This window comes from Micromonospora sp. NPDC049903 (genome assembly GCF_044460945.1).
GTDB lineage: Bacteria > Actinomycetota > Actinomycetes > Mycobacteriales > Micromonosporaceae > Micromonospora.
Genome location: NZ_JBITKL010000007.1, coordinates 119,512 through 143,685, shown reverse-complemented (window position 1 = coordinate 143,685; position 24,174 = coordinate 119,512). Strand labels below are relative to the sequence as shown.

The following is a 24,174-nucleotide window of genomic DNA, read 5'->3' as shown; positions in this document are numbered from 1 at the left end:
CAGCCATCGCCCCTGGCACGTCAGTGCACTGGGTGCCGTACGACAATGGGTAGCGAGTCGTTGCCGATCGGCCGGCGGGTGGCGTACTGGCGGGGGCGGCGGCGGATGTCTCAGCAGGTGCTCGCCGATCGGTTGGGCAAGTCGAAGAGTTGGGTCGACAAGGTCGAACGTGGCGTCCGATCACTGGACAAGGTATCCACGATCGCCGAGGTCGCCGCAGTGCTCCGGATCGACCAGGCCACCCTGCTCGGTCGGGACCGTCAGCGCTCCGCTGTCGACGTCCGAGCAGAGGGTGTGGAGCGGATCCGGGCGGCACTGTCGACGTACGACATGGCCCTCGGTCGCCGGGCGGCGGCCCGGGAAGCCCCCTCGGCAGCTCACCTGGCCCGCAGCATCGGACATGCGTGGACCACATACCAGCACGCGCGGTACCCGCAGTTGATCAGTGGGCTGCCGGAGCTGGTGGTCGGAGCGCAGTGCTGCTACACCCTCGATCCGGGAGCGGGGCGGGTAGCACTGGTGGAGGTGTACCGCATAACGGCCGCACTACTCGTCAAGCTCGGCGAGGGCGAGCTGGGCTGGCTGGCCGTCGACCGGGCGATGACCATCGCCACAGACGATGCGGAGTTGGTCGCCGCTGCGGCGGTTCAGCTAGGGCAGGTGCTCCGTGCCACCGGCCGGGCGGGCTCGGCGGTGTCGGCCATGCGGACAGCCGCGTACCGCATCGTCCGGGCCGACCTCGACGGCGACCAGCCGGCGCACCTGTCCCTGTGCGGCACGCTGCTGGTGCAGGCCGCCCTCGCAGCGGCTCGGCAGGGAGACGAGCGCGCCACGGTGAGTCTGCTCGACGAGGCCGCCGACCTGGCTGCCCGGGTGGGCGACGGCCACGACCACCACCACACCGCTTTCGGACCTACCGCAGTCGCCATGGCGCGGGCGGTGGCGGCGCTGGAGTGGGGCGACCCGGGCGAGGCCGCCACCTTGCACCAGGAGGTCGTGCGCCGTGATGGCTGGCGGTGGCTGCCCGCAGAGCACCGTGCCGCGTATCTGCTCGACGCCGCCCGCGCCCATCTTCACGACGACGACCCGACCCCCGCCGCCCGGATCCTCCTCGATGCCGATCAGACCGCACCGGCCGAGGTGCGGCACCGGCCCGCCGCCCGAGACCTGCTGACCCAGATGATCCGACACCCGGACGCTCCGATGCCGATCATTCAGCTCGCCACCACCCTCGGGGTGGGTTGAGCATGACCGCGCCGTTCCTGTCCCTGGCCCAGATCCTCAACCGACTCGCCATCACGGCCCGGCGGACCCTCCGCGACCACCATCCCACGCCCAGCGGCACCTGCCCGATCTGCCGCGTGCCGCCGGACTGCCCGGCAGCCACCGCTGCCCGCGACATCCTCGACACCATCAGGCAGATGCGCTGGCGTGATCGGGGCGATCCGGGTCGTCAGGCCACCTCCCGCAGGTAGCCGTCGATCGAGGCGGCCAGGACGTCCGCACCGGGACGTGCCCACACCTGCGCGTTGAAGACCTCCACCTCGATCGGGCCGGTGTAGCCGGCCGCGTCCACCGCCTCGCGCATCCGGCGCAGCTCGATGCAGCCGTCGCCGGGCAGCGCCCGCCCCAGCAGTACGCCCTCGGGCAGCGGGGTGATCCAGTCGCAGACCTGGAACGAGGCGATCCACTCCCCCGCGCGGGCGATCTGGTCGTGGACCGTGTCGTCCCACCACACGTGGTACGCGTCGACCACCACGCCGACCACGCTCGGGTCGAACCGTTCGGCGATGTCGAGGGCCTGGCCGAGGGTGGCGATGACGCAGCGGTCGGCGCTGAACATCGGGTGCAACGGCTCGATGGCGAGCGTCACCCCGGCGGAGTCGGCGTACGGCGCCAGTTTGGCGACGGCGTCGGCCACCCGGGCCCGCGCCCCGTCGATGTCCTTGCTGCCCGCCGGCAGGCCGCCGGAGACCAGCACCAACACCGGCGCACCGAGGGTGGTGGCCTCGTCGACGGCGCGCCGGTTCTCGTCCCACCAGTCGTCGGCGGTGAAGAACCCGCCCCGACACAGCGTGGTCACCGCCAGCCCGGCGTCGCGGACCAGCTTCGCGGCACGGTCCACGCCGTACTCGGCGACCGGCTCCCGCCACAGCCCGATGCCGGGCACTCCGGCGTCGACGCACCCGGCCACCACGTCCGGCAGGGCCCAGTGCGTGGCGGTGGCCTGGTTGAACGAGAAGCGGGCCAGCTCCGGGCGACCGGCGGTCACTGGGCCACCCCCGCGACCTGGAAGAAGGCCCGGGCGCGGGCGGCGGCCAGCTCGGCGTCGGGCAGCAGACCGGCGGCGTCGGCCAGGGTGAGCAGGGCGGCCAGGTGCGCCGGCGACCGCCCGGACTGGAGGCCGCCGACCATGGTGAAGTGGTCCTGGTGACCGGCCAACCAGGCGAGGAAGACGATGCCGGTCTTGTAATACCAGGTCGGGGCCGCGAACAGGTGCCGGGCCAGCGGCACGGTGGGCGCGAAGATCTCGTCGTACGCGGTCAGGTCGCCCCGGTCGAGGGCGGCGAACGCGGCCGACGCGGCCGGGGCGATGGCCGCGAAGACACCCAGCAGCGCGTCGGAGTAGCCGTCCGCGTCGCCCCGGATCAGCTCCGGGTAGTGGAAGTCGTCGCCGGTGTAGAGGCGTACGCCGGCCGGGAGTCGGCGGCGCAGCGCCACCTCGCGTCCGGCGTCGAGCAGCGACACCTTGATCCCGTCGACCCGGGCGGCGTGCGTCTTGAGCAGCTCCACCACGGTGTCGGCGGCCAGGTCCAGGTCGGTCGAGCCCCAGTAGCCGGTCAACGCCGGGTCGAACATCGGGCCGAGCCAGTGCAGCACCACCGGCCGGTCGGCGGCGGACAGCAGGTCGTCGTACACCCGCAGGTAGTCCTCGGGGCCACGGGCGGCGGCGGCCAGGTGGCGGCTGCACATCAGCACCGGCACCGCCCCGGCGGCCTGCACGTCGTCGAGCTGCTCGCGGTAGGCGGCGGTGACCTCGGCGAGGGTGACCGGGCCGGCCGGCAACTGGTCGGTGGCGGCACCGGCCACGATCCGACCGCCGGCCGCCCGGGCCTCCGCCGCGCTGCGCCGGATCAGTTCCCGGGTAGCCGGGTAGTCCAGGCCCATGCCGCGTTGCGCGGTGTCCATCGCCTCGGCCACCCCCAGGCCATACGACCAGAGGTGGCGACGGAAGGCGAGGGTGCTCTCCCAGTCGACGACGGCGGGCGTACCCGGCGTGTTGTGGGCCTGCGGATCGGCCACCACGTGCGCGGCGGCGTACGCGATCCGGCTGCGCGGCGGGCCGTCGGGGCGGGGGTGTCCGGTCCCGCCGGCCAGCCGCAGTCGCCGGCCACCGGGCAGGTTGACCTCGGCGGCGCTCACAGCGACAGCTCCGGAATCTCGACGCGACGCCCCTCGCGGGCCGACACCAGGCCCAGCTCGGCCAGTTGCACGCCGCGCGCCCCGGCCAGGAAGTCCCACGGGAAGGGCTCGTCGACCGCGATGTGTCGCAGGAACGCCTCCCACTGCACCTTGAAGCCGTTGTCGAACTCCTCGTTGTCCGGCACCTCCGTCCACTGCGACCGGAAGTCCTCGGTGGCGGGCAGGTCCGGGTTCCACACCGGCTTCGGGGTGACCGCGCGGTGCTGCACCCGGCATCGACGCAGCCCGGCCACGGCGCTGCCGTGCGTGCCGTCGACCTGAAACTCGACCAGTTCGTCGCGGTGCACCCGGACGCACCAGGAGGAGTTGAGCTGGGCGATCACGCCGCCGGCCAGCTCGAACACGGCGTACGCGGCGTCGTCGGCGGTGGCCGCGTACGGGCGGCCCCGCTCGTCGACGCGCTGCGGAATGTGCGTGGCGACGGTGGCCGAGACGCTGCGGACCTCGCCGAACAGTTCCGCCAGCACGTAGTGCCAGTGCGGGAACATGTCGACCACGATGCCGCCGCCGTCGGAGGCCCGGTAGTTCCACGAGGGACGCTGGGCGGGCTGCCAGTCGCCCTCGAAGACCCAGTAGCCGAAGTCGCCGCGCACCGACAGCACCTGGCCGAAGAAGCCGCCGTCGAGGAGCCGCTTGAGCTTGCGCAGCCCGGGCAGGAAGAGTTTGTCCTGCACCACACCGGTGCGGATGCCGGCGGCGTTGGCGGCCCGGGCCAGGTCCAGGGCGGCGGCGGTGTCCTCGGCCAGGGGCTTCTCGGTGTAGATGTGCTTGCCGGCCTCGATGGCCTGCCGGATCGCCTTCTCCCGCTGCTGGGTGACCTGCGCGTCGAAGTAGATCTCGACGTCGTCGCGGGCCAGCGCCGAGGTCAGGTCGGTGGTCCAGTCGGTCAGGCCGTGCCGGTCGGCGATCTCCCGCAGCTTGGCCTCGCTGCGACCGACCAGCACGAGGTGCGGCCAGAGGGTGGTGCCGTCGGGCAGCCGCACGCCGCCGGCGTCGCGGATGGCCAGCAGGGAACGCACCAGATGCTGCCGGTATCCCATCCGGCCGGTGACGCCGTTCACGATGATGCCGATCGACCTGCGGGTCATGGGGGTCCTTCCGTCGTACACGCTCAGGTAAGCGCTTTCCCCACGTAGCCTAGGCCGGACGGTCGCGCCGCGGCAAGCGCTCTCCCGGCAGCGATATTTCCGGCCCCCATCACCCACCGACCGGTGCCGACCACCGTCCCGACACCGTGCGAAGCACGCTGAGCTGGGCCGCGACCAGCGGTGTGAGCTGCCGGAACCGGCGTCCGAGCGGAAGACCCCGACTGCGGTACGGTGACGCTGGCCGCAGGCGCGCGGCGTGAGCGCAAGGGGGCGGTACGTGGCGACTCTGTCCGATGTGGCCCGGCGGGCCGGCGTCTCTCCCGCCACCGCCTCTCGGGTGATCAACGGCAGCAGCAAGCCGGTCACCGACGAGTTGCGGGAGCGGGTGCTCCAGGCCGTCGCCGAGTTGCAGTACGTGCCGAACGCACACGCCCAACTGCTCGCCCGCTCGCACCGGGGCGCGGTCGGCGTGATCGTGCACGACGTCTCCGACCCGTACTTCTCCGAGATCACCCGGGGCCTGCAACGGGTCGCCACCGACCAGGGTCGACTACTGATGATCTGCAACAGCTACCGCGACCCGGAGCGCGAACTGGAGTACGTCGAGCTGCTGCGCGGGCACCAGGTGGCCGCCATCATCCTGGCCGGCTCCGGCTACCACGACGCGGAGTTCACCCGCCTGCTCAACGGCAAGCTGGCCGCGTACGAGGCGACGGGCGGGCGGGTCGCGGTGATCGGCCGGCACGAACACTCCGGCGACGCGGTGATGCCCGACAACCGCAGCGGCGCCCGACTGCTCGGGCAGGAGCTGTGCCGGCTGGGCCACGAACGGATCGGCGTGGTGGCTGGCCCTCAGGTGTTGACCACCACCACCGACCGGTTGACCGGGCTGCGCGAGGAGCTGACCGCACACGGCCGGGACCTGCCGGAACACCGCATCCGGTACGCCGAGTTCGACCGCGACAGCGGTGCCGCCGCCACCGCCGCCCTGCTCGACGCGGAACCGGAGCTGACCGCCATCGCGGCGCTCAACGACTCGATGGCGATCGGCGCGCTGGCGCTGCTGCGCTCGCGCGGGCTGGCGGTGCCCGACCGCGTCACCGTCGTCGGCTTCGACGACATGCCGATGGCCCGGGACGTCACCCCGACGCTGACCACGATCCGGCTGCCGCTGGTGGAGATGGGCGCGCGGGCGATGGCGATGGCGCTGGACCCGGGCGCGGACCGCCCCCGGGTGGAGTCGCTCGCCGCCGAGCTGGTCCGCCGGGACAGTTCCGCCCCGCCACCGGACTGACCGCCGGGCCGCCGCGATCCGGTTGCGCGGCTGAGATAGACGTAGTGTCATGCGTAGATTACTGATCTCCGCCGCGCTCGCCGTGGCGATGGTGGCCGGCGCCACCGGGCCGGCGGTGGCTGCTTCTCCGGGCAGCCCCGCGCCCCGGCCGGCCGCCACCGGCTGGTCGATGGCCGGCGGCGAGCTGACCTGGCGTTCGAGCACCCGGGTGCCGGTCGGTGGCGCCGCGGTCGAGTTCTGGTCCGGCGACCGGCGGCTCGGCTCCGCCCGCCCGCACCCGGACGGACGTACGTTCAGCCTGCCGCTGACCGGGTCGATCGAACCCGACCAGCTCAGCGTGCGGGCCGGCAGCCGACGGCTCGACGGGGAGGCTCCACCGGCCGCCCGCCGGTCGGGGCCGGTCGCCGCCGTACCCGCTCCGCAGCCCGCCGCCGCCGTCGATCCCGGCGTCCCCGGACCCCACGCACAGATCACCGGCGAGTACGACCTGCCCGCCGTCACGCTGCCGGACTTCCCGGAGAAGGTGGAGATGCGCGCGGTGGTGGTCGCGCCGCAGGGGGCCTCCGGTGCCCGACCGCTCGCGGTGTTCCTGCACGGCCGCCACACGAACTGCTACCAGAGCGGTGCCGACGATCTGTTCCTCCAGTGGCCCTGCCCGGACGGCACCGAACCGATCCCCAGCCACCGGGGCTACCTCCAGGCGCAGCGGCTGCTCGCCTCGCAGGGCTACCTGACGGTCTCCCTCTCGGCCAACGGGATCAACGGCCAGGACTGGGCCCTTGAGGACGGCGGCGCCCAGGCCCGCTCCTCCCTGATCCGGCTGCACCTGGCGAAGTGGGCCGACTGGGCCGGTGCCGGCCGCGCCACCGCGCCGGACATCGTGCGCGCGGCACCCCGCGCCGACCTGTCCCGGGTGCTCCTGGTGGGTCACTCCCGGGGCGGCGAGGGAGTCAACCGCGCCGCGATGGACTCACTCACCCCGCCGCCGGCCGCCGTCGACGGCTACTCGGGCCGGGTCCGCTGGACCGTACGCGGTCTGCTGCTGATCGGTCCGACCATGGCCGGGCACAACCCGGTGCCGGACGTCCCGTCGGCGACGATCCTGCCCGGCTGCGACGGTGACGTTCTCGACCTTGAGGGCCAGATGTTCGTGGACGGCACACGCGGCGTCAGCTCCGGCCGCGCCCTGCACAGCGCGCTCTACGTCATCGGCGCCAACCACAACTACTTCAACACGGAATGGACGCCCGGACAGGCGGTGGCCCCGTCGTGGGACGACTTCTTCACCGACGACGGCGGACCGGACCCCGTCTGTGACCCCGGCACCCCGACCCGGCTCACCGCCGCGCAGCAGCAGACCGTTGGCGCCACGTACGTCGCCGCCGCCGCACGGCTCTTCGTCGCGGGCGACGACCGGGTCCGACCGCTGCTCGACGGCAGTGGCCGACGCGCCCCCTCGGCCGACCCGGCCCGGGTGCTCAGTCACGCGCTCGGCGGCAACCGCACGCCGGTCCTGACGCCGGACCCGTCGACCACGCTCTCCGGCGGGGCCCGCCTCTGCGACCAGGTCACCGACGATCCGCAGCGGTCCTGCCTCGATCTGGACGACCGCAACGCCCAGTTCGCGCACTTCGTGCCGTTCCGCTGGACCGTGCCCGACGCCGACCGATACGCGGCCGAGCTGACCTGGTCCCGCGCCGGCACCCCGATCCGGTTGGCACCGGCACGGCCGGTCTCCGTCGCCGGTGCCCGGGACCTGGCGCTCCGCGTCATCGTTCCGCCGAACACCACCGACAACCGGTGGGACGTCTCGGTCGTCGGCACCGACGGACGGCGCACCCGGCTCGGTGAGGTCCGGCTCGACGGCCTGCCCGGGACCGGGTACACGACCTCGTACTGGGCGCAGGAGGTGCGGGTACCGCTGAAGGGCGCCCCCACCCGGCTCGCCGCGATCGAGATCACCCCGCGCAGCGCGACCGGCAGCGCCTGGCTGCTCGACGCGTGGGGATGGGCGCCGGGCACGCCCGACCCACGCCCGGCCCGCCTGCCCCGCCTCGACGTCGGCACCCTCCAGGTGTCCGAGGGCGACTCCGGCACCCGGACGCACGAGATCCCGGTGTCGTTGACCGGACGCGGCAGCGGCGCGGTCCGGCTGTACCTGCTCGACCCGGTGACCCTCGAGACGCGCATCTGGACGGCCACCGTGCGGCCGGGCCAGCGCCGCATCCCGGTGCCGGTCGAGGTGCTCGGTGACACACTGTGGAACTACACCGAGCAGTACACGTTGTCCGTCAAGACGGACCGGGGCGTGGTGGTCGGCGACTACGTCGGTGGACTCGACGTCCGCAACGACGACCCGGTGCCGGTGCTCACCGTCGAGTCCCGCGAGGTGCGCGTCGCCGAGGGCGAACTGTTGAGCTGGCACTTCTCGGCCTCCGAGCCGACCGAGCAGGGGCTGTTCCTGTCGACCTGGCCGCAGGCGCCCAGCGCCGGACCGGAGTTGTCCACCCTGGACGTCGACCCGGACTGGTTCACCGACAACGCGTTCGAGCCGGTGCAGCCGGAACGGTCGCTGTCGCAGACCTGGCTGACGCCGTACCTGGTGATTCCGGCCGAGACCGGCGTCGGTCAGGTCATCGTGCCGACGATCGCCGACTCGGTGACCGAGCCGGACGAGTGGATCGAGCTGTCCTTCGCCGAGCCCGAGGACGGGCCGATCGTGGACGTGGTGCTGACCGGAGTGGTGACCGGCGGCTGACCGGTGGGCGGCACCGGACGCATACCCTGGTCCGGTGCCGCCGCTCAGCCCCACCCAGCAGGTCCTCACCGCCGACGACGTGGCCGACTACGTCCGGGCCTCGTTCGGCCCCGACCGGAAGGTCCGCGACTGTGCGCCGCTGACCGGCGGCGGCTTCGCCACCGTGTGGCGGGTCCACCTCGACGACGACCGCCAGGCCGTGCTCAAGGTGGGCCCGCCGCCCACCGCGCGGCTGCTGCGGTACGAGACCGGACTGCTCGCCGCCGAGGCCCGCTACTTCCGGCTGGTCGCCACCGGCGCACCGACGGTGCCGGTGCCGACCGTGCTGCACCACGGGGTGCACCCGCGCCTCGGCGAGTGGCTGGTCACCAGCCGGCTGCCCGGACGCGCCCTGCCCGACCTGGACGTCGACGACGCACCGGCCCGCGCCGACCTGGGCGCGGCGACGGCGGCCGTGCACCGGATCACCGGCGACCGGTTCGGCTACGACGCGGGCCGCAGCGGCGGATCGACGTGGCGGACGGCGTTCACGGCGATCATCGATGACCTGCTCGCCGACGCCGCCGACTGGGACATCGCGCTGCCCGCCCCGCCGGAGCGGTTCCGTGCGCTGGTGGCCCGGCACGCTGACCTGCTCGACGAGGTACGCCGCCCGGCGCTGCTGCACTTCGACTGCTGGGACGGCAACGTGCTGGCCGCGCCGGACGACACCGGCGCGTACCGGATGTGCGGGCTGGTGGACGGCGAACGGTTCCTCTACGGCGACCCGCTGCTGGACCTGGTCTCGCCGCTGCTGTTCCGGCGGGCCGAGGACGAGCCGACACATCCGTTCCTGCGCGGCTACGCCGACGCCACCGGCACGCCACTGGTCTTCGACGACGGGGTACGCCGCCGGCTGGCGTTGTACCGGATGCACCTGCACCTGCTGATGACGGTGGAGATGCCGAGCCGGGGCATCACGCCCGACAACGACCCGGGGCGGCACACGCTGCTGGCCGGCCTGGTGGCGCGTGACCTGGCCGACCTGTCGGACGACTAACCTGCGGTGGCCTCGACGGCGAAGGCCAGCACGACCAGGGTGCCGTTGCTGACCCCGTGGGCCAGGATCGGCACCCAGAGGTTGCGGTACCGGTGCAGGAGCCAGGCGAAGATGAGCCCGGCGACGAGCGCGCTGATGGTGTTGAAGACCCGGGGCAGGTGCGCCACGGCGAAGAAGGCCGCGGAGAGGACGACGGCGGCGACGGCGGGCATCCGGGCCGCCAGTCCGCGGAAGAAGACGCCCCGGTAGAGGACCTCCTCGTAGACGGGTGAGGCGACGGCGCCGAAGGCGAACGCGAAGGTGAACTGCGCCAGGAGGCTCCCGGCGGGGTAGCCGCCCTCTCCACCGCCGCCCTCGGTGAGCGCGGTGGGCAGCACCAGCAGCAGACCGAGGGTCAGCGCGGCCTTGGCCAGGCCCCATCCGGCGGCGGCGCCGAGCTGGCCCCGGTCGGGGCGCACCAGCAGCAGCGGTCGGCGGATCGCGCCGAAGCGGTGCCAGGTGACCAGCAGGCCGACGGCCAACTGGGTGCCGTTGATCAGGACCCAGGCGATGCTCGTGGCCGCCATCTCGGACATGCCCAGCCGGGCCGGTCCCTGTGCCAGGAAGTCCGCCACGGCCGAGTTGGCCAGACCGATGCCGACGAGGAACACCAGGGCCATGTCGAGGTAGGTGAATCGAGGGGCGTGCGTGATCGGGGTGGTACGGCCCGGTGCGGAACTGCTCATGAGCGCTAGATTAGGTCGCTGACCTATATCGGTCAAATGACCGATCATCTATGATCAAGGGCGTGCCGAAGCTTGTGGATCACGAGGAGCGGCGGCGGCATCTCGGTGCCGCCGCCTGCACGGTGCTCGCCCGCTCGGGCTCGGTCGGGATGACCGTCCGGGCGGTCGCCACCGAGGCCGGCATGGCGCTGGCGACCGCCCAGCATTACCTGCCGACCAGGGAACGCATGGTGCAGGCGGCCATCGCGCACCTCGCCGAGCGGGTGACCCGGCGGGCGCAGACGATCCCGGCGGACGCTATCACCGTGGACGTCCTCCGGCAGGCGGCGTGCGAGATCGTCCCGCTGGACGACGAGCGGACCTTCGAGGCCCGGGTCTGGCTCGTCCTGACCGCCGAGGCGCTGGTCGACGCGCAGATAGCGGAGATCCTCGCCACGAGCGAGGCAGCCCTGCGGGCCAACCTCGAACGGCTGTTCACCCGTGGCCGGGCCGACGGCGACCTCGGCGCCCACGTCGACCCGCACGCCGAGGCCGCCGCGCTGACCACCCTGACCGACGGCCTCACGGTCCGGATCCTGACCACCGGCCTGAGCACCGCCGACGCCCACACGGAGATCGACACGCACCTCGCCCGACTCGCGCCGGCAGACGATTGACGGCGGCACCCGGTCCCGCCGTGCCCACGCTCGACGGCGAGACGCCCGGCCTCGCCACCACACCGCGAACGCCACCCGCCCGGCCGCCGTCAGGCAGGGCGGGTCGGCGACTCACCGGGCGGCGGGCGCGAAGGGGGCCAGCGGGTTGGGCAGGGCGCCGACGAGTTGCAGGGCGGCCGACGGGTCGGAGAGGTCGACCATCTGCTGGTTGTCGCGCAGTTGCAGCCGGTTGAGGCAGGACAGCGCGAACTCCGGGGCGAACAGGTCGTAGCGGGCCAGCCGGTCGGCCAGGTGCGGGACCTGGTCGGCGTACGCGGTGGCGCAGTCGGCGACCGCCCGCCAGAACGTCTCCTCGTCCACCACGCCCTGCGCGACGAGCGTGGCGCTGAGGAAGCGGAAGAAGCAGTCGAAGACGTCGGTGAAGATGGAGAGCAGCTTCATGTCCTCCGGGATGTCGGCCCGGATGCGCTCCACGGTCGCCGGCAGCTCCGCGTCGGCGCTCATCACCACGATCTCCTCGGCGATGTCCTTGAAGATCACCCGTTCGACCGCGCCGTCGCGCAGCACCATGATGACGTTCTCGCCGTGCGGCATGAAGGCCAGGTCGTAGGCGTAGAAGGCGTGCAGCAGCGGGGTCAGGTAGGCGTTCAGGTAGCGGCGCAGCCACTCGGTCGGCGCCAGCTTCGAGGAGGCGACGAGTTCGGCGGCGAACGAGCGGCCGTCGGCGTCCACGTGCAGCAGCGACGCCATGGTGGCCAGCCGTTCGCCGGGGGCGAGGCCGGGCACCGGACTCTCCCGCCAGAGTGCGGCCAGCATCTTGCGGTACGGCGAGTAGCGGTCGGTGGCCGCCTCGTACTGCCGGTGCCGGTAGCCGACGGCGGCCCGCTCCCGCAGGATGGTCAGGCCGGTGGCGCCGAACACCGCGTCCCCGGCGACCAGCTCCGCGAGCCAGTCGTTGATCGCCGGGGTGGCCTCCATGTACGCGGCCGACAGTCCCCGCATGAAGCCCATGTTCAGCACCGACAGCGCGGTCTTCACGTAGTGCTGCTGCGGCGCGCTGACGTTGAAGAAGGTCCGGATGGACTGCTGGGCGAGGTATTCGTCCGGCCCCTCGCCGAGGTGCACCAGGCGGCGGCGGGCCACCTCACCGGCGAAGGTCACCGACGTCTTGTTCCACCACTGCCACGGGTGCACCGGCATGAGCAGGTAGTCGTCCAGGTCCAGACCGAGTTCACGCATCGTGTCGGCGAACCGGGCCAGGGTCGCCTCGCCCAGCTCCGCCCGCAGGAAGCTCGCGTACTCCAGGTCGGCGGCGCTGGTGAAGCGGGCGTGGTCGCGGTGCGCGGCCACCCAGACGAGCCGGACCGGCCGGGCGGCCTCCGGGGCGTACCGGTGGTACTCGTCGACGCCGAAGCCGAGCCGGCCGTTGTTGGCCACGAAGCACGGGTGGCCCTCGGTCATCGACGTCTCGATCACCTGGAAGTCGGCTTCGACCAGCTCGGCGGCGCTCGGCAGCGCGCGGTCCAGCTTGTACGCGGCACCGGCCAACGTGGAGGTGATCTCCTCCAGATAGACGGGCAGGATCCGGTCGGCGAGCCCCAGCGCGTCACGCAGTTCCAGGCAGAGGTCGACGGCGTCCAACGGCAGCGACTCGTCGCCCCGGTGCCGGGTGATGCTCTCCGGGTCGATGTCCCAGTGCTCCAACGCCAGCACCCGCGCCGCGAAGCGGTACCGCACCGCGCCGGAGTCGCCGGTCACCGCGTACCACCGGCGGCCGTGCGCGTCGGCGGGCCCGGCGGTCGGGTCGACCGGCTCGGGGGTCAGCAGCCGCTCGTGGGTGAACTCCGCGAGGGCCTTGCGCACCAGCAGCCGGTTGACCCGCTCCCAGGTCTGCGGACGCAGGTGCGCGACCGGTGCGGACGAGGCGGGCGTGGTCACGATGATGCTCCTTCGCTACGGGTCGCGGCGACGAACCGCTCCCGGGTGCAGATGCTCAACAGCGCCGTCTTCTCCGGCTTGGCGATCGGGCCGACCACCTCGAACCCGACCGCCGCGTTGAGCGCGTGCACGGCGGTGTTGCGCACGTCCGGCTCGACCACGACCCGACGGGTGGCGGGGTCGGTGAAGAGCCAGGCCATCACGGTGGTGATCACGGCGGTGGTGAAGCCGTGCGCGGGGGTGTCGGTGGGCGCGCAGAGGAAGTGCATGCCGACGTCACCGGTCTGCGCGTCGTAAAGGCCGACCAGCTCCACCCGGGCCGGGTCGTACCGTTCGGCGAGGAACGCCGGCTCGCCGCGCCACAGCCCGAGGTACGCGTCGTGGTGCGGGTGGGCGGCGATAGCGCCGTACTCGGTCGCGACCCGCTCCACATCGGCGTCCTGCATCATCCAGAACGCCGCCTTCGGGTGGGTGACCCAGCGGTGCAGCAGCGGCGCGTCGGCGGCCACGTCGAGCGTGCGCAGGGCGAACTCGCCCAGCCCCGGATCGTGGCGGGTGAAGACGATCTCGGTCACGCGGGCACCCCGAACTCCTGGAACGTGATCGACTTCTCGATCGGGTACGGCTCCCGGCCGAGCAGCTCCCGGATGATCCAGGCGTTGCGGTACGGGCCCATCCCCAGGTCGGGCGAGGTGATGCTGTGCGTGTGCGTACCACCGTTCTGGAGGAAGACGCCGCGCCCGGTCTGGTCGATGCTGTAGTTGCGGGCGACGTCGAGCCGCCCGTGCCCGTCGAAGCGCAGCCGGTCCCGGATCGGGTCCAGGTACGCCGGCACCCGGTAGTGGTAGCCGGTGGCCAGCACCAGCCCCTCGCTCTCCAGCGTGAAGTCGCGCTCCTGCTCGACGTGGCGCAACGCGAGCGTGTGCACCCCGGCGGCCTCGTCGTAGCTCACCCCGGTCAGCTCGGTGTTGGTCAGCAGGTGGGTGTCCACCGGGCCGTGCACGGTGGTGGCGTAGAGCAGGTCGAAGATGCCGTCGATCAGGTCGGCGGAGATCCCCTTGAACAGGCCCTTCTGCTCGGACTCCAACCGGTAGCGGGTCGCCTCGGGCAGCGCGTGGAAGTAGTCCACGTAGTCCGGTGAGGTCATCTCCAGGGTGAGCTTGGTGTACTCCAGCGGGAAGAACCGGGGCGAGCGGGTCACCCAGTTCAGCCGGTAGCCGTACGTGTGGATGTCGCCGAGCAGGTCGTGGTAGATCTCGGCGGCGCTCTGCCCACTGCCGACCACGGTGATGCTCCGCTTGGCCCGCAACGCGTCCCGGTTGGACAGGTAGCGCGAGTTGTGCACCGCGTCGGAGGTCAGCCCGGCACACGCGGGCGGCAGGTGCGGCGGGGTGCCGGTGCCGAGCACCACGTGCCGGGCCCGATACGAGACGGTGTCGCCGTCGACGGTGGCGGTCACCACGTACCGGTCGTCGGCCGGGTCGTACTCGACGGCGGTCACCTGGTGGCCGAAGCGCAGGTTGGACAGCTTCCCGGCGGCCCACCGGCAGTACGCGTCGTACTCCACCCGCAGCGGATAGAAGTTCTCCCGGATATAGAACGGGTAGAGCCGGCCGATCTCCTTGAGATAGCTGAGGAAGGAGTACGGCGAGGTGGGGTCGGCCAGGGTCACCAGGTCGGCCATGAACGGGGTCTGTAGGCGGGAGGACTCCAGGAGCATCCCGGGGTGCCAGGACACGTCGTCGCGGGCCTCCAGGAACAGCCCGTCGATCTCGGCGATCGGCGCGGTCAGGCAGGCAAGGCCCAGGTTGTACGGGCCGAGACCGATCCCGATGAAGTCGTAGCTGGACATCCGGCCCTCCAGGCTCGGGTTCTCCGGCGGCATGTCAGCCGACCGGGCAGGTCAGGTCAACGGCGGGCGTGCCGGCGTGGGCGTGCACGTACCGGCCGGCGTGCTCGGCGATCAGGTCCAGCACGTACCCGACATCCTCGCGCGTGGTGTGCGGATTGAGAACGGTGAACTTGAGGTACTGCCGACCGTCCACCTTGGTCCCCGCGACGACGGCCAGGCCGGAGGCGGCCAGCGCCTCCCGGGCCCGCAGGTTGGCCGCGTCGGCCAGGTCCCGCCCCGGCCCGGTGGGCAGCCAGCGGAACACCACGGTGCTCAGCGGTGAGCGGGTCAGCACCTCGAAGCGGGGATCGGCGGCGACCAGATCGAAGGCGTCGTCGGCCCGGTCACAGACCTCGTCGAACAGCTCGCCGACCGCATCCGGGCCCATCACCCGCAGGGTCAACCAGAGCTTGAGGGCGTCGAAGCGCCGGGTGGTCTGCATGCTCTTGTCGACCTGGTTGGGGATGCGCTGGGCGACCATCCGGGCCGGGTTGAGGTAGTCGGCGTGCCAGGTCACGTGCCGCAGCGTCCGCCCGTCACGGACCAGCACCGCGCTGGAGCTGACCGGCTGGAAGAAGGACTTGTGGTAGTCGACGGTCACCGAGTCGGCCCGCTCGATGCCGTCGAGCAGGTGCCGGCGGGTCGGCGAGACCAACAGCCCGCAGCCGTACGCGGCGTCGACGTGCAGCCACACCCCGGCGGTGGCGCACACCTCGGCGATCTCGTCGAGCGGGTCGATGGTGCCGAAGTCGGTGGTGCCGGCGGTGGCCACGACCGCCATCACCGGCAGGCCGTCACGGCGGCAGCGGGCGATCTCGTGGCGGACCGCGCCGGACCGCATCCGCCGGTCCGGGCCGGTCTCCACCAGCACGATCGCGTCGGGGGCCAGACCGAGCAGCTTGGCCGCCTTCTGCACGCTGAAGTGACCGGCCGCAGACGCGATGATCCGCAGTCGGGGCAGCAGGATGCGTCGGTCGGCCGGGGTGGCTCCGGCCAGGGCCTCCTCCCGGGCCAGCAGCAGGGCGTGCAGGTTGGACTGGGTGCCGCCGCTGGTGAACACCCCGTCGGCGGTCGGGCCGAACCCGATCCGGCCGGCCGTCCAGTCGATCAGCCGCCGTTCGATGAGGGTGCCGCCGGCGCTCTGGTCCCAGGTGTCCATCGAGGAGTTCACCGCGCTGAGCACCGCCTCGCCGAGCAGCGCCGGGAGGACCACCGGGCAGTTCAGGTGGGCCAGGTAGCGGGGGTGGTGGAAGTAGACCGCGTCGCGCAGGTAGACCTCCTCCAGCTCGTCCAGGGCGGCGGTGGCGTCACCCAGCGGACGGTCCAGGTCGACCGCGTCGACCAGCGGCGCCAACTCGTCCGGGCGTACGCCGGTGCAGGGTCCGGTCGCCTCGGCCACCCGCCGGGCCACCCGCTCGGTGCCGGCCGCCACGACGCGCCGGTACTCCTCGACTGTGCCGGCGTGGAACAGGTGGGCCCGGGCTGTTGTGGGCCCGTTCGGCGGCCGGGTCGGCGTTGCCTCGGCGGTGTGCACCGGCAGGGTCATGGACGTCCTCCACGCTCGGCGGATCGGGTTTCGGGCAGCCGGAACCCGCCGCTCGTACGTCGAGCGGCGGGCGCTGCGGTCTCGGAGGGTGGTGGCAGGGGCGACCGGCGGGATGAGGCGCGGGTCACCCGGAGGCGTCAGGCGAGCAGTCGCGCACCCGGGGGCGGGGTGGCCGTCGGCACGAGGCCGCGAATGGCAGGTGCGGAGCGAGGTCGACCGATGTGACCGTCACGCGGAAGACCGAAAGTGATTGGCGACTCATCTCCATCACGGCCGGCGGCCCCGTCGACTGCGTCAGCAGTGCCGGCGGCGAGTGAGCCCCTGGACGGGGAAAAGCGGACGGAGACGGGATGAGGCATCGCGTCGTCTTTCGATCAGGGTCGAGAGGACCTTGGACAACCGCGGTTAGGTTAACCTAACCTAACCGACTGTCAAGTCCCGCTCGGCGTTTCGCACCACACAGGAGCTCACACTGTCCGCCATCGAGCCGCCACCCGATTCCCCCACCGCCGGTCCCCGCCACTCCCCTGCGCACCGGTACGGTTACGCCGTGGACGAGCGGCGGACGACCGGACCCTCCGCGCACAGTGGACGCCGCTACCGGGACCGCTACGGCATCCCGCACCTGCGCGCCGACGACCCCGGCTCGCTGGCCTACGCGCAGGGTCGGGTCACCGCCCTGGACCGGGCCTGGCAGATCGAGGTGGAACGCCACCGCTCCCAGGGCACCAGCGCCGCCTTCCTCGGCCCGGACGCGCTCGCCTGGGACCGGTTCGCGCGGCAGGTCCGGCTCTCCGACACCGCGCGCCGCTGCCACGCGGCACTCGACCCGGCCACCGCCGAGTGGGTCGGCCGGTACGTCGACGGCGTCAACAGCGGCCTCGCCGAGGGCGCGGCACGGGCCCCCGAGTTCGCCGCCACCGGCCTGGCCCCCGGCACCTGGCAGCCGTGGACACCGCTGGCCGTCTGGCTCGGCCACCACGTGCTCTTCGCCGGGCTGCCCACCAAGCTGTGGCGCGAACACGTGGCGCGGCGGCTCGGTGCGTCGGCGGCCCGCCTCTTCGCCGTCGACGGGCAGGTGACCTCCGGCAGCAACGGCTGGCTGGTCACCGGGGACCGCACCGCCACCGGCGCGCCCCTGATCGCCGGTGACCCGCACCGGTTCATCGAGGCGCCCGGCATCTACCAGCAGATCCGCCTGGCCTGCCCGGAGTACGACGTGCTCGGGTTCGCCGTACCCGGCGTGCCGGGCCTGCCGCACTTCGGGCACGCCGGTGCGGTGGCCTGGGCCATCACCAACGCGATGTCCGACTACCAGGACCTGTACGCCGAGCGGCTGCGCCGCCGAGGGGACGCGGTCGAGGCGTACGGGCCGGACGGGTGGCGGCCGGCGTTCCGGCAGGTCGAGACCATCGAGGTGGCCGGCGCCGACCCGGTCGAGGTCGAGGTGATCGAGACCGAGCGGGGGCCGGTGGTCTCCGGCGGACCCGACGACGATCCCGAGCTGACCGTCAGCCTGCGTCACCCGCCCCGGGTCACCGGTGACCTCGGCTTCGCCGTGCTGCCCGCGCTGCTGCGCGCGCGTACCGTCGGCGACCTGGACGCCGCCCTGGACGGCTGGGTCGAGCCGGTCAACGTAGTGCTCGCCGCCGACACCGACGGTGGGCTGCTGCACCGGGTCGCCGGGCGGGTGCCGCGACGGCACCCGGACAACGGGCTGCGGGTGGTGCCCGGCTGGTCGGCCGAGCACACCTGGCAGGGCTGGCACGACACCCCGGAGTCCCCGGTCGACGGGGTCGCGGTGATGGCCAACGAGCGGGGCATCTCCGCCGGTCTCGGTGTGGAGTTCGCCCCGCCGTACCGGGCCGACCGGATCCGTACGCTGCTCACCGCCGACACCGGCTGGCGCGCGGCGCAGATGGCCGCCGTACACACCGACACCCACCTGGCCGGCGCCGAGCCGCTGCTCGCGGTGCTGGCCGGCCTGGACGGACTCAGCGCCGACGCCGACGCCCTGCGGACCCGGCTGCTGGCCTGGGACCGCCGGATGGCCGCCGACAGCGTCGACGCGGCGACCTTCGCCGACCTGCGCTCGGCGGTGGCCCGGCGGCTCGCCGCCCATCCGGCGCTGGCCGCGCTGACGGAGCCGCCGGCCTACCCGGAGGTCTTCCACCCCTGGCTGGCGTTGGTGCCGCGGGTCGGGTACGCGGTCGTCCCGCTGCTGCACGCCGACCTGCCCGGCGTGGACCGCGACGCGCTGGTGCGGGCGGCGGCCGAGGAGGTCGCCGCCACCGGCGACACCCGCCGGTGGGGTGAGCGGCACCGGCTGCTGGCGTGGCAGGCCCTGCCCGACCCGGCCGTTCGGCCCGGTCCGGAACTGCACGGCGACAGCGACTGCGTGCTGGCCACCTCCAGCGTCCCCGGCGTCACCGACCTGTGCCTGCGCGGACCGGCCGCCCGGTACGTGTGGGACCTGGCCCGCCGCGAGGACAGCCGCTGGGTGGTGCCGCTCGGCGCCACCGGCACCGGAGAGCACCGCGACGACCAGCTCGCCCACTGGTTGCGTGGCGAACTGGTCGAGGTGACCTGCGACTGGGACCGCCTCACCGAGGAGCACGATGACTGACCCACACCACCACCAGCGACACGTCCCCGGTTTCGGCACCGTCACCTTCCGGCCGGTCGACCCGGAGGCCGACGCGGACGTCATCCACGGCTGGGTCAGCCAGGACCGGGCCCGCTTCTGGGGCATGCGCGACGCCGACCGGGACCGGGTCGTGGAGGTCTACCGGTACGTCGACTCGCTGCCCAGCCACCACGCGTACCTCACCCTGCGCGACGGGCAGCCGGTGGCGCTGTTCCAGGGCTACCAGCCCGAGCACGACCCGGTCGGCGAGTGCTACCCGGTACGCCCCGGCGACTACGGCGGCCACCTGCTGATCGGCACCCCGGTACGCCCCGAGCCCGGCTTCACCGGCACGCTGCTCGCCGAGTTCGTCGCGTTCGTCTTCACCGACCCCGCCCAACAGCGGCTGATCATGGAGCCGGACGCCCGCAACGACAAGGCGATCGCCCGACTCCGGCGGGCCGGTTTCGTCGAGGGTCCACTGATCGACCTGCCACACAAGCAGGCCCGCCTGATGTTCCTGGACCGCCCCGATGACCAGCCCGGCCCGGACGGGCGTCGCATCTGACCATCAGCTCACCACCGCCCCGTCCGTGTGGTCGCGCACTCGATCCAGGATCGAGTGGTCAGCCCGCAGCCTCGATGCCACTCGATCCTGGATCGAGCGTGATCTTGAGCGCATCGGAGCACGCTCGGACGGCGAACGGGAGCGACCCGTCTACGCCATCAGCTCGACAGGCGCCGAGAACCTCACTGCTGGGGCGGATGGCGGGCCGGGACACCGTCGGGCGGGCGGCGCGGCACCGAGAGCTGCGTCCGGGCTCAGGCCGGCTGGCAGCGCTCTGACAGGGCGTAGCGGGTCAGCACCACGTCCCCGATCTGGCGCGCCTCCATCACCTGGGCCCGCCGGCCAGGGTGCCAGGGGAACCGGCCCTCGCCGACGAACCGGGGTGCCCGCCGGTCCCCCACGAAGAACGGCGCCACCACCAGGTGCAGCTCGTCGGCGAGCCCGGCGGCGAGGAACTGGCCGTGCACCACCGCGCCGCCCTCCACCAGCAGCCGGCGGACTCCCCGGTCGGCGAGATCGGCCAGCGCCCGGGACAGGTCGATCGGGTCACCGGCGTCGACCACCGTGGCCAGGTCACCGAGGCGGTGCCGGGTCTTCTCCAACGCCTCGCTGGCGCAGTAGACGATCCGGTCGGTGTCGCCGACGGTGAAGAACCGGGCAGTCGGGTCCAGGTCGCCGCAGCCGGTCAGGGTCACCCGGGTCGGGGACTCGGGCAGGCCCCGGGCCACCCGGTCGGCCCGGCGCCGGTCGCAGCGGACCAGCAACCGGGGGTCGTCCCGGCGGACCGTACCGGCGCCGACCAGGATCGCGTCGCAGTCGGCGCGGACCGCGTCGACCCGATCGAGGTCCGCGTCGTTGGAGAGCAGCAGCCGCTCCTCGGTGGCGTCGTCGATGTAGCCGTCGATCGAGGTCGCGCAGCTCAGCAGCACGTACGGGCGCTGCGCCGTCGCCGGGCCGGTCACCGGACGAAGGGGAGATCGGCGGTGCGGGCGGCGCGGCTGGCCTTGGCCGCGAGGTAGTCGGCGTTGGCCGGGGAGAGGAAGACACCAGTGGGCACCTGCTCGGTGACCGTCACCCCGAGGCGACCCAGTTGCTCGGTCTTCTCCGGGTTGTTGCTGAGCACCGCGATCGGCCCGACGCCGAGCGCGACGAGCATCTGCGCGGCCACCGTGTAGTCGCGCTCGTCCTCCTCGTGCCCCAGGGCCACGTTGGCCTCGAAGGTGTCCAGCCCGGCGTCCTGCAACGCGTACGCGTCGAGTTTGGCGTACAGGCCGATGCCTCGGCCCTCCTGCCGCAGATAGAGCAGGTACCCGCCGACCTCGGCGATCCGCTGCACCGCCTCCCGCAACTGCGGGCCGCAGTCGCAGCGCTGGCTGCCGAAGACGTCGCCGGTGAGGCACTCGCTGTGCGGGCGGACCAGCGGCACGGCCCCACCCTGTTCGGCGTCGCCGAGGGCGAACGCGAGGTGTTCCCGGCCGTCGACCAGGCCGTCGAAGGTGAACAACCGGGCGGTGGTGGCGTAGCCGTCGGGGAACCGCAGCGGCACGGTGACCTGCGTCCGGATGGTGGCGAGAGGCAGTGAGTCGGACATGGGTCTCCTCGTCATACGGTGGCGGGTACACGAACACGTCGAGCCAGCAGCACGGCCGCTCCGGGCAGGCTCGCGACGAGCACGAGAGCGCCGTACACGGTCGCCGCGGCCACCCCCTCGGCGGCGGTCAGGCCGGCGGCGGCGAACGCCCACGCGGCCACCCCCTCGCGCGGGCCGAAACCGGCGACGTTCGCCGGCACGGCCATCGCGAGCAGGGCAAGCAGGGTCAGCGGCAGCAGCAGGGCCAGCGGCGCCGTGGAGCCCGCCGTCCGCGCCGCGAGCAGGAACGTCGCCAGGTGTCCGCCGATCGCGAGCGCGGAGGCGATCAGCACACCCAGCCAGGTGCGTCGGCCCAGCAGGCCGTTGCGCACGTCGGAGACGGCCGTACCGATCGCGCGGGTGACCCGGGTGGCGCCCGACTGCGGCAGCACCCGGGCCGTCAGCACCACGCCGACCAGCACCGCGACCGCCACCGCGGTCGCCACCGGCAGGTACGGACGCACCGGCGAGGGGAACACGAACAGCAGCACCACCGCGACCGCCACCAGCACGACCTGGCCGGCGACGCGCTCCCAGACCACCGCCCGGATGCCGCGTCCCACGTCACCGACGTCGCGGCCGTGGCGTACCGCCCGGTGCACGTCGCCGAGGATCCCGCCGGGCAGGGTGGCGTTCAGGAAGATCGCCCGGTAGCAGTGCGCGACCGCCTCCCGCAGAGGCAGCCCGACGCCGAGACCACCGGCGACCAGGCTCCACCGCCAGGCGACACAGATCGTGGTGAACAGGCCGATGGCGAGTGCGGCAGCCAGCGCGGGAGCGTCGATCAGCCGAAGCCCGGCCAGGAACGGTCCCGTTCCCAGCCACAGCAGCAGGCCGACGATCACGGCGAGCCCCAGCGCCAGTCGTGCCCAAGCCCAGAACGACCGACCCGCCGGGGCGGCCGTGGACACGGCGCCACCAGCTAACTCCCCCACGCGTGCCTCCCCGGCATGGCGATCTTCCCTGACTGTACGCACGTAGCCGGCCGGCCACCGGTTCAATGGCACAGCGCCAACAGGTCGACGTGATCGACCTGTACCCCGAGACGACCGGTTCTAGCCTCTTCGTGCCGACGACGCTCGTACTCGGCGGTGCGGTCGACCAACTCGGGACGCTGCTCGCGGGCGGCCTCCAGCCAGCCGGCGAACCACTGCCCGGCGAGGTCGGCCTGCTCCGGCCCGAGCCGCCACGGGCTGGGCTGCACCCGCACCGGCACCCCGTGCCGGGCGAAGGCGGCGGTGCAGGCCTCGACCGCGTCCGGGCCGAGCAGATGCCGGCCCGCCACGGCCCGCCGCTGGTGGGCGTTGAACGCCTCCGCGACCTCGTCGTCCAGCGGATCGGACGGGGTCAGGCGCACCCCGCCGCTCACCGAGATCAGGAACAGCGTCCGGGTGCCGGCCTCGACACAGGCCGCCACGATGCGGTCGACCTCCTCGGCGGTCAGCATGTCGAGCAGCGCCGACGCGGTGACCAGGGCGGTGTCGGCCAGGTCGTCGGCGGTCAGCCGGGTCAGGTCCCCCGCCTCGGCGCGTACCGTGACCGCGCTGCCGTCGGCCGCCGTGGTGGGCATGTCCGCGCAGGCCCGGGCGAGCAGGTCCAGGTCCTGGTCGTGCAGCACCCACTGCTGGGGGCCGGGCAGCAGCGGGGCCAGCCAGCGGCCCAGCGAGCCGGTGCCGGCGCCGAGGTCGCGCACGAGGTACGGGCCGTCGTCGGTCAGGGTGGCCCGGACCGCGTCGACCAACTCCGTCGACCGGGCCGCCACGTCGGCGGGTTCGCGCAGCGAGAGCCACTGCGCGAAGCCCGGCGGAAGCGAATAGGGCTGACGCTCGTTCATGACGCCAATGCCTCCTTGAGGGCGGTGGTGATCCGGGTGGTGGTGGCCGTCCAGTCGTCGAGCGTGTCCCGACGCCGCAGGGCGGCCTCGCGCAGGCGTGCCCGCAGGGCTGCGTCGTCCAGCCAGTGCCGCAGCGCCTCGGCCAGCGCCTGCGGGTCCTCCGGCGGCACCAGCAGCCCCGGCCGTACGCCGTCAGGGGCGTGACCGAGGGCGTCGGGTAGCCCGCCGACGGCCGAGGCCAGCACCGGCACGCCCCGGGCCAGCGCCTCGGTCACCACCATCCCGTACGTCTCGCCCCGGGACGGGTGCACCAGCAGATCAGCGGCGGCGTACGCGGCGGCGAGCCGGTCGCCGGTCAGCGGGCCGGTCAGGCGTACCCGGTCGACGAGGCGGTGCTCGGCGAGCCGGGCCCGCAGCCGGTCGACGAAGGGTGGGTCCCGGTGCAGCGGTCCGGCGCAGGTCAGCGTCCAACTCCGGTCGGCGACCGCCGCGAGCGCCTCGACCAGCACGTCGTGGCCCTTGTGCGTGGCGACGGCCGCGACACAGAGCAGCGCCGAGCCCTCCGGCGAGCCGGGCGCGGGCGGAGCCGGGTCGACCCCGGGCACGGCCACGTGCACCCGGTCGGCGGGCAACGCGTACCGGTCCAGCAGCCGGTCGCGGGTCCAGGCGCTGGTGGCGACGACGGTGGTGGCCGCCGCGAGCGCCCGGGCCTCGGCGTCGTCGTCGCGGGGCAGGTGCACCAGCGGGACCAGTCGCAGCCGCCGGGCGTGCGCCGCGAGCGCGTCCGGGACCACCGAGGCGACGAGTCCGTCGATCAGCACCGGCGCGCCGTCGGGCAGCCCGGCCAGCACCTCGGCCAGCGCGGCGTGCTCGGTCGGCGACGGCTGCGGCCATCCCCCGGGCAGGGCGTGTTCGCGGACCGGCCAGCCGGCGGCGGCCAGACCGGCGCAGACGCGCCGGTCGTAGCCGTTGCCGCCGCTGGGTGAGGCCGGGTCGTCGATGTCGCCGGGCAGGATCACGTGCAGGACCGGCACGTGGGAGTCGCCGGGCAGGATCACGTGCAGGACCGGCACGTGGGAGTCGCCGGGCAGGATCACG

At 73.2% G+C, this 24,174-nt stretch carries 21 protein-coding genes; 8 read left to right on the top strand and 13 right to left on the bottom strand.

Annotated elements, in window-relative coordinates:
* Positions 1-45: 45 nt before the first annotated feature.
* Together ACIBO1_RS14485 and ACIBO1_RS14480 are read left to right on the top strand one after the other, a co-directional pair.
* On the top strand, positions 46-1,245 hold the full coding sequence (locus ACIBO1_RS14485; RefSeq protein WP_396745828.1) for a helix-turn-helix domain-containing protein: 1,200 nt from the start codon (positions 46-48) through the stop codon (positions 1,243-1,245).
* A gap of 2 nt (positions 1,246-1,247) precedes the next feature.
* Positions 1,248-1,475: a hypothetical protein gene (locus ACIBO1_RS14480; RefSeq protein WP_396745825.1), complete on the top strand. Its 228-nt coding sequence runs from the start codon at positions 1,248-1,250 to the stop codon at positions 1,473-1,475.
* Here the strand turns inward: ACIBO1_RS14480 and ACIBO1_RS14475 are convergent.
* From ACIBO1_RS14475 to ACIBO1_RS14465, 3 genes are read right to left on the bottom strand one after another with little or no spacing between them, the layout of a single operon-like run.
* Complete coding sequence (locus ACIBO1_RS14475; RefSeq protein ID WP_396745822.1) at positions 1,454-2,272, bottom strand: sugar phosphate isomerase/epimerase family protein; 819 nt, start codon at positions 2,270-2,272, stop codon at positions 1,454-1,456. The genes ACIBO1_RS14480 and ACIBO1_RS14475 overlap by 22 nt on opposite strands.
* Positions 2,269-3,423 carry a DUF993 family protein gene (locus tag ACIBO1_RS14470; protein WP_396745819.1) on the bottom strand — a complete coding sequence of 385 codons (1,155 nt, stop codon included), beginning with the start codon at positions 3,421-3,423 and terminating at the stop codon, positions 2,269-2,271. Before ACIBO1_RS14470 ends, ACIBO1_RS14475 begins: the two co-directional genes overlap by 4 nt.
* Complete coding sequence (locus tag ACIBO1_RS14465; RefSeq protein ID WP_396745816.1) at positions 3,420-4,571, bottom strand: Gfo/Idh/MocA family protein; 1,152 nt, start codon at positions 4,569-4,571, stop codon at positions 3,420-3,422. The genes ACIBO1_RS14470 and ACIBO1_RS14465 overlap by 4 nt, the downstream gene beginning before the upstream one ends.
* Before the next feature lie 277 nt (positions 4,572-4,848).
* On the opposite strand from ACIBO1_RS14465, the gene ACIBO1_RS14460 reads away from it, so the two are divergent.
* The 3 genes from ACIBO1_RS14460 to ACIBO1_RS14450 are packed head-to-tail and all read left to right on the top strand — an operon-like array spanning position 4,849 to position 9,662.
* The gene (locus ACIBO1_RS14460; RefSeq protein ID WP_396745813.1) at positions 4,849-5,865 is read left to right on the top strand and encodes a LacI family DNA-binding transcriptional regulator; all 1,017 of its coding nucleotides are present in this window, start codon (positions 4,849-4,851) and stop codon (positions 5,863-5,865) included.
* Between the two features lie 49 nt (positions 5,866-5,914).
* Entirely contained in the window at positions 5,915-8,623 is a 2,709-nt protein-coding gene (locus ACIBO1_RS14455; protein ID WP_396745810.1) for a hypothetical protein, read from the top strand.
* 34 nt (positions 8,624-8,657) lie between these two features.
* Entirely contained in the window at positions 8,658-9,662 is a 1,005-nt protein-coding gene (locus ACIBO1_RS14450; protein ID WP_396745807.1) for a phosphotransferase, read from the top strand.
* Here the strand turns inward: ACIBO1_RS14450 and ACIBO1_RS14445 are convergent.
* Complete coding sequence (locus ACIBO1_RS14445; protein WP_396745804.1) at positions 9,659-10,387, bottom strand: lysostaphin resistance A-like protein; 729 nt, start codon at positions 10,385-10,387, stop codon at positions 9,659-9,661. The genes ACIBO1_RS14450 and ACIBO1_RS14445 overlap by 4 nt on opposite strands.
* 62 nt (positions 10,388-10,449) lie before the next feature.
* Between ACIBO1_RS14445 and ACIBO1_RS14440 the strand changes: the two genes are divergently transcribed.
* Positions 10,450-11,043, top strand: a complete 594-nt coding sequence (locus tag ACIBO1_RS14440; protein ID WP_396745802.1) for a TetR/AcrR family transcriptional regulator — start codon at positions 10,450-10,452, stop codon at positions 11,041-11,043.
* Between the two features lie 111 nt (positions 11,044-11,154).
* Here ACIBO1_RS14440 and ACIBO1_RS14435 read toward each other — a convergent pair whose 3' ends face one another.
* The 4 genes from ACIBO1_RS14435 to ACIBO1_RS14420 are packed head-to-tail and all read right to left on the bottom strand — an operon-like array spanning position 11,155 to position 16,418.
* On the bottom strand, positions 11,155-12,981 hold the full coding sequence (locus ACIBO1_RS14435; RefSeq protein WP_396745799.1) for an IucA/IucC family protein: 1,827 nt from the start codon (positions 12,979-12,981) through the stop codon (positions 11,155-11,157).
* Positions 12,978-13,547: a GNAT family N-acetyltransferase gene (locus ACIBO1_RS14430; protein ID WP_396746124.1), complete on the bottom strand. Its 570-nt coding sequence runs from the start codon at positions 13,545-13,547 to the stop codon at positions 12,978-12,980. Before ACIBO1_RS14430 ends, ACIBO1_RS14435 begins: the two co-directional genes overlap by 4 nt.
* Positions 13,548-13,552: 5 nt before the next feature.
* A complete protein-coding gene (locus ACIBO1_RS14425) occupies positions 13,553-14,833 on the bottom strand; it encodes a lysine N(6)-hydroxylase/L-ornithine N(5)-oxygenase family protein (RefSeq protein WP_396745796.1) in 1,281 nt (426 codons plus the stop codon).
* A gap of 34 nt (positions 14,834-14,867) precedes the next feature.
* Entirely contained in the window at positions 14,868-16,418 is a 1,551-nt protein-coding gene (locus ACIBO1_RS14420; RefSeq protein ID WP_396745793.1) for a pyridoxal phosphate-dependent decarboxylase family protein, read from the bottom strand.
* Between the two features lie 550 nt (positions 16,419-16,968).
* Here ACIBO1_RS14420 and ACIBO1_RS14415 point away from each other — a divergent pair.
* Both ACIBO1_RS14415 and ACIBO1_RS14410 read left to right on the top strand, forming a co-directional pair.
* On the top strand, positions 16,969-19,044 hold the full coding sequence (locus ACIBO1_RS14415; RefSeq protein ID WP_396745790.1) for a penicillin acylase family protein: 2,076 nt from the start codon (positions 16,969-16,971) through the stop codon (positions 19,042-19,044).
* Entirely contained in the window at positions 19,037-19,612 is a 576-nt protein-coding gene (locus ACIBO1_RS14410; protein ID WP_396745787.1) for a GNAT family N-acetyltransferase, read from the top strand. The genes ACIBO1_RS14415 and ACIBO1_RS14410 overlap by 8 nt, the downstream gene beginning before the upstream one ends.
* 254 nt (positions 19,613-19,866) lie before the next feature.
* Here the strand turns inward: ACIBO1_RS14410 and ACIBO1_RS14405 are convergent, their stop codons facing one another.
* From ACIBO1_RS14405 to ACIBO1_RS14385, 5 genes are all read right to left on the bottom strand, one after another.
* On the bottom strand, positions 19,867-20,574 hold the full coding sequence (locus tag ACIBO1_RS14405) for a RibD family protein (protein WP_396745785.1): 708 nt from the start codon (positions 20,572-20,574) through the stop codon (positions 19,867-19,869).
* Positions 20,571-21,203 (bottom strand): GTP cyclohydrolase II, encoded by a 633-nt coding sequence (gene ribA, locus ACIBO1_RS14400; protein WP_350694214.1) that lies wholly within the window; start codon positions 21,201-21,203, stop codon positions 20,571-20,573. The genes ACIBO1_RS14405 and ribA overlap by 4 nt, the downstream gene beginning before the upstream one ends.
* 11 nt (positions 21,204-21,214) lie before the next feature.
* Positions 21,215-22,177 (bottom strand): lysylphosphatidylglycerol synthase domain-containing protein, encoded by a 963-nt coding sequence (locus tag ACIBO1_RS14395; RefSeq protein ID WP_396745782.1) that lies wholly within the window; start codon positions 22,175-22,177, stop codon positions 21,215-21,217.
* A 62-nt stretch (positions 22,178-22,239) separates the two neighbouring features.
* A complete protein-coding gene (locus tag ACIBO1_RS14390) occupies positions 22,240-23,076 on the bottom strand; it encodes an SAM-dependent methyltransferase (protein ID WP_396745779.1) in 837 nt (278 codons plus the stop codon).
* Entirely contained in the window at positions 23,073-24,110 is a 1,038-nt protein-coding gene (locus tag ACIBO1_RS14385; protein ID WP_396746121.1) for a glycosyltransferase family 4 protein, read from the bottom strand. Before ACIBO1_RS14385 ends, ACIBO1_RS14390 begins: the two co-directional genes overlap by 4 nt.
* Between the last annotated feature and the right edge of the window lie 64 nt (positions 24,111-24,174).